The sequence below is a fragment of the Vibrio sp. 10N.222.55.B11 genome, from assembly GCF_041473705.1.
Taxonomy (GTDB): Bacteria; Pseudomonadota; Gammaproteobacteria; order Enterobacterales; family Vibrionaceae; genus Vibrio; species Vibrio crassostreae_C.
On sequence record NZ_JBFRST010000164.1, the window covers coordinates 1 to 372 of the forward strand.

Consider the following 372-nt stretch of genomic DNA (forward strand, 5'->3'; position numbering starts at 1 on the left):
TGCGCTCGCACACTTTAAAGACGGCCTCTCTCGTACACAAATTGCAAAATCTCTCAAAGTCAGTCGAACCAGTGTCAATAAATGGGTTCGGATTTTTTTTGAAGAAGGCCTAGAAGGACTTCAAGAAAAACCTCGGACTGGTAGGCCTGCATACCTCACCGATGAGCAGCGGGCTCAACTCAGTGCCTTCATAAAAAAAGAAGCTGAATCACCTTCTGGTGGCCGCCTTGTTGGAAGCGATATACATGACTACATCGTTAAACACTTTGACAAGCACTACCACCCTAATTCCATCTATTATCTCCTCGACCACATGGGTTTTTCTTGGATAACTTCTCGTTCCAAACACCCTAAACAATCACAGCAAATACA

Annotated in this window: 1 protein-coding gene; it reads left to right on the forward strand. The window is 44.4% G+C overall.

Annotation, left to right across the window (positions count from 1 at the left end):
- Positions 1 to 372: transposase (locus AB4503_RS25555; RefSeq protein WP_372115929.1), on the forward strand; the 372-nt coding region annotated here is incomplete at both ends.